Genomic DNA, 4757 nt, shown 5'->3' on the forward strand with positions numbered 1-4757 from the left:
ATAATTCCATCAACTTATTCATAAGTAGTGTCCTCCAAATTGTCTGATTACTATTTACGAGGATACTACTATACTTTATAATAAACTAAAAATCACCTTTTTGGTTGCGGCCAAAGGCCGCGCTAGGATAATCCCTGTTTAATGGTCGGGGCGACTGGATTTGAACCAGCGACCTCGACGTCCCGAACGTCGCGCTCTAGCCAAGCTGAGCCACGCCCCGCACCATTTATATATAACATTGCGATTATTGGAATTTTTTCAAAAAACTACTCCAGACATGAGTTTGTAAGAAGTTTTATTTTACCTCAAGCACTATTTTTTTTACAGCAATATTTCCTGCAAGATCGAAGACATTGATGACAACGGTATAGTTGCCCCGAAGTAGAGGTTCTGTTGTAATTCGAAAGGATTCCCGCCGGGAATCAAAAATCCCGTCAACGGGATTGGCGGGCAGCCATTCCTGCCCATCGACAGCATATTGAACCTTTACTATCTCACTGTATTCGTCCTGCGCAGAGCCGGTGATAATACCCCTTCCCTCCGGGGTAACATCAACCGTTATTGGCCCGGCGATTATAGGTTTTGAATTATCAATTATCAAGGGCTGCTGCAATGTTGCTTCAGAACTAAGTGCTGTTTCCGGCGGATTATCCGGATAATCGCCGGCTTCTAATTTGATTTGATACCTTCCGTCCGGCAGGCGCAGGGTATCCCATGTATACGAACCCTTGTTTTGATTACTTTTAGTAAGTATTTTCCATGTATACTCGTCCATGCCTTTGTAGGAAACCGTAATCTGCAATGTGTCGTTATTTGGATCCTCTATTTCCCAAAGAATCTTTTTCTGTGCAATTTCATGGTGTGGTTTTTGGGAGGATGGCAATTGAGACGTTGCTTCTGCTAAAGAACCATTTTTTGCTTGTGAAGGTTTTTGCGGCGAAGGAATATCCTTTTCTATCTCAAACATAATAATATTTGGCGGCTGGTTTTTCGGCAGATAGGACAAAGAGACCCTCTTTAAAGAAGGGGAGATTGCTGCATTTTCCGTTTGCAATGTTGCCCTGTACTGAATAAAACGGGCAGGGGAATTTGTAATTTTTGCCCAAGGCGAGGTTCCGGACAATGACCAGTCACTCCAGGTTGCATCAGGTTTTTCAGAATTTCCCGTTCTGGTGGCCATGGTAATTTTAGTCGATGGCGGTTCTGCGCATGACCATGAAATATTTCCCCATGACGACAGGGATGATGTATCCAATACATTCGAGAGGAATGTGCCGGATTTCTCATATGCCGGCAATATCTTATACACCCTTCCCTCATTTCCAGAACCGACGTATAATTCGTTACGGTCAGTAATCCGGCAACAAAGCAACTGTCCAACTTCTGCTGCCGCAATACGGATAAACGAGGCATCACTAAAAATTTTATATATAGCGGATTCATTTCCAGTAACTACAAAAAGATTTCCTTCTGCATCAAACACCATATCGAAAATGAATGCCTGTTCTATCTCGAAAATTTTTTCCGCAAACCCTTCTTCAGTGATCTTGTAAATATAATTTGGTTTAAACGGGCTTCCTATCGTTTTGTGTTGCAGTCCAGATCTCTGCGAAGGATGTGTTTTCTGTTGAATATATGCCGTTTTAGTAACGGTTAGTTCATCCGGAATATTAAGGTCCCAGGCTTTTCCCTCTTTGAATGGAGATGCAATTACCGTTGTTTCTCCGACGGTTTTTGCCATGGGTGATTTAGGCATTGCCATCTGTGTGCCCGACGCAGTACCCGCATATATATTGCCGGAATAATCAATGGCAAGACAATGTATTTCCTCCTCTTCCGCATCGTAAAGTACATGAGCGTTCCCGTTGTTGTCTATTTTATATATAAGGCCATTTGGTTCTGTCGCTACATATATGTTATTGTTTTTATCAAGTACGACGTCTAAAAGATTTGTTTCCGGAGAATCGAAAAGAATATCCGGGCATCCTTCTGGTGAGATTTTAAACAACAGGCCTTCATCTCCTGTTGCCACAATGAGATTGAAATTGCTGTCTATTTCCATATCCCATATATAGGAAACGGGCAGGCTGCAAAATACCGAACATTCCCCTTCTTTGCTGATTTTATAGATTATGCCCCTTGGCGCAGTACCGGCGTATATATTACCGTCTTTGCCGGCAATAATACTTTGCACATATAATTCCGGCGACCTGAAGATCTCTGCCGCTCCGGCATTGTCTTTTATGGAGTAAACCGTTGCCGGGTCTCCGGCGCCAATGAATATGCGGCTTTGTTCATCCTGGGCGATTGACCATACGTAGGTATTATCAATGCCCTGAATGGTTTCTGTTTGAGGGGAAAGAGATAGCTCCCCTTTGCTGTGGATAGAAATGTTCTGATAGTCGCCTTTTTTAAAATCATACTCAGTGGATTGTGACCATGTATGGGTGGTCGTAGCGTTTGCAAAGGGGATCGATAGAGAGGAAAAAAGGAATATGGCTATGACTTGATTGCACGATGATAGAATCGTATTCATAATGTTATTTAACCAATACGTGTATGCTTTGTTTACCGTTAAGAACATATTTAGTCGGAACCTTAGTAATTATTTCCCCCATAAGAGGTCCGATGCCGCTTTGACCTACATTATTCATAATAGAAAAAATGGATTGAGGAAGCGAAGGAAGACCTTCTCCTTTATAGGTTAACCCATTTTTAGAGAGAAGGACGCGTACAATGAGATTGTTGTTTCTTTCCATATCGCAGACGTCGTCCAAAAGCTGTTCAAAATTAACAGGCAAATGCCTACCTGCAGCCCTTCCCATATCCAATGATTTGCTGAATTTCGCATCGCATGCCGTAATCTCAAGAAGGTCACCGGGGAGGACGTCTTCCGGGATTTTGATCTGAATTGTCTTGTAAATATCGTTTCCGGTGTAAGGCTTTAGCAATACGTCCAAAGATAATTCATCTCCCGGTCGTACATAGTTATTTCTTGCCTGAATTGCTTCGATAGACGCAGTTTGCCGCAAATTCAGGATGTTAATCTTCAGATCAATCTCCTGAACGGTAATTTCCTGAAACTGATTGTTGATAACCATTGCAAAGCATTGTGCAATTTCGTCGATAGAGAACCATGTCTGGTTAAATTCATAATAGCTGTTTTTTAATATCAGTGGTTTCTCATATCCGTCAATCTTTGCGAAAAGCTGTATGTCAACGCACCGTTCACCCAATTTTTTTTCGGTGGCGGCAACAGCGCCCTGAGCCGCCATTAAAACAAGCACCGGTGTGAGCAGTTTGTTGTCCACAATTTCGAAGCTATATTCAATGTTTTGCGTGCCGTCAACTGCTATGCGACAGGGAATCATGCGGGAAAATGTGCCAATAGTACCGGCAACTCCCGATCTCCTGTCCTGATTAATCTGTCCGATTATTTCAACCGGCGACGCCATTTTTACTGAATTGGAGTGACTGCTGAGGATTGCAAATACATGCGCCGTTGCCATCGGAATGTTCGTGGTTCCCGCATGCAAAAAGGGGTGTCCGAAGGCAAGTACCTGATCGCCATCAACATACGTAACCGTACCCACTACAGCGGCATTCAGGTCTCCTTTGATCAGCACTGCGGCTACCGATGCGCCTGGAACCAGCCTGGTTGGGTATGTCGCCGATGTTGCTGCATAGCTTCCGCCTTGCAGGGGGTACAAATTGTACGCGCTAAAAAAAGGGTTCATTTCTTCCAATGCCCTGCCTGAAAACCCTGATACTATTAAAGGAGAAATTATTGGCGCAATTTTTATCCCATGTCCCGGATGGTTTATCGCTTCATCCTGAATTTTTGGCAATGATGTTTGCGGTATTATTTCACCGGTATTTGCGGGCGGTAATGGAAGCTCCCATTCGGGCGAGGGGAATAATTTACTGCCATTTTCTTCAGGGAGATCGAACAATGTACTTTTCATCTCATTTATTGGCGACACACCGGCAATCGCTTCTTTTGAAAAACTCCACCCATAGGCGACGGCGCCAATCAAACGATTATCTATGTAAACAGGGCTTCCGCTCATACCTGCAATGATGCCGGTTTCTTCAAGAGGACCACCTGTCATTTTGATCAGAATAAGATCTGCCTTTGTTTCCCAATTTTTTAAGACGCCTAAAACCTCGACGCTGAAATTTTCAATACTATCACCGGAAAATACCGTCTTACCAAACCCTTTCATCCCGGGCTTGATCTCGTCGATACCCATGAAACTTTCCTGTGCAAGGAGGGATTGAGGATTGGATAACGAAGCAAAAAAGGCAGATGCCGCAAAAAAAACGAATAAAAAATACCTGTTCAACGATAGAGATTTCATGCGGAAACTCTACCAAATTTAACAATTTATTGTCAAGCTATAAAAGAAGTTGAAATACCCCGATTAAGCATTTAAACTATACTCTCACATTATAATCTATTCAAAGCACAGCAAAACCGCAATCATAAGTTAGGTTGGATTTTAAAAGATATAAACCCAACGGCATTCATTTTTACCCGCCCCTCTAACCCCTCCCAGGAGGAGAATAGACAAGTCCCCTCTTAGGAGGGGTTAGGGGTGGGTTTGTTTATTGCTTGATTAAAAATATTGTAACACTTTAGTTTTTTGAAAAATGTATTACCTATAAGCTCCGTAGGAGCAGCCTGTTTGTAGCAAAATAGAATATTATAACAGATCGTAGAGACAGGTTTGAAACCTGTCTCTGCAATTAGGAGC

General features: G+C 42.8%; 2 protein-coding genes and 1 tRNA gene. All 3 read right to left on the reverse strand.

The features are described 5' to 3' along the window. Positions 1 to 142 precede the first annotated feature (142 nt). The 3 genes from QZT26_RS16510 to QZT26_RS16520 all read right to left on the reverse strand — a co-directional run bounded on the left by QZT26_RS16510 (position 143) and on the right by QZT26_RS16520 (position 4253). Positions 143 to 220: transfer RNA gene (locus QZT26_RS16510), tRNA-Pro, on the reverse strand. Between the two features lie 75 nt (positions 221 to 295). Further along, positions 296 to 2536, reverse strand: a complete 2241-nt coding sequence (locus tag QZT26_RS16515) for a hypothetical protein (protein ID WP_295103712.1) — start codon at positions 2534 to 2536, stop codon at positions 296 to 298. Between the two features lie 4 nt (positions 2537 to 2540). Continuing rightward, the gene (locus QZT26_RS16520; protein WP_157820426.1) at positions 2541 to 4253 is read right to left on the reverse strand and encodes a SpoIVB peptidase S55 domain-containing protein; all 1713 of its coding nucleotides are present in this window, start codon (positions 4251 to 4253) and stop codon (positions 2541 to 2543) included. Between the last annotated feature and the right edge of the window lie 504 nt (positions 4254 to 4757).

Origin of the sequence: uncultured Candidatus Kuenenia sp. (assembly GCF_900696675.1) — a bacterium.
GTDB classification, from domain to species: Bacteria; Planctomycetota; Brocadiia; order Brocadiales; family Brocadiaceae; genus Kuenenia; species Kuenenia stuttgartiensis_A.

Bases quoted from the DNA above. Each gene is read 5' to 3' on its own strand.
- QZT26_RS16515 (WP_295103712.1), bottom strand. From the start codon at position 2,536: ATGAATACGATTCTATCATCGTGCAATCAAGTCATAGCCATATTCCTT.
- QZT26_RS16520 (WP_157820426.1), bottom strand. From the start codon at position 4,253: ATGGGTATCGACGAGATCAAGCCCGGGATGAAAGGGTTTGGTAAGACG.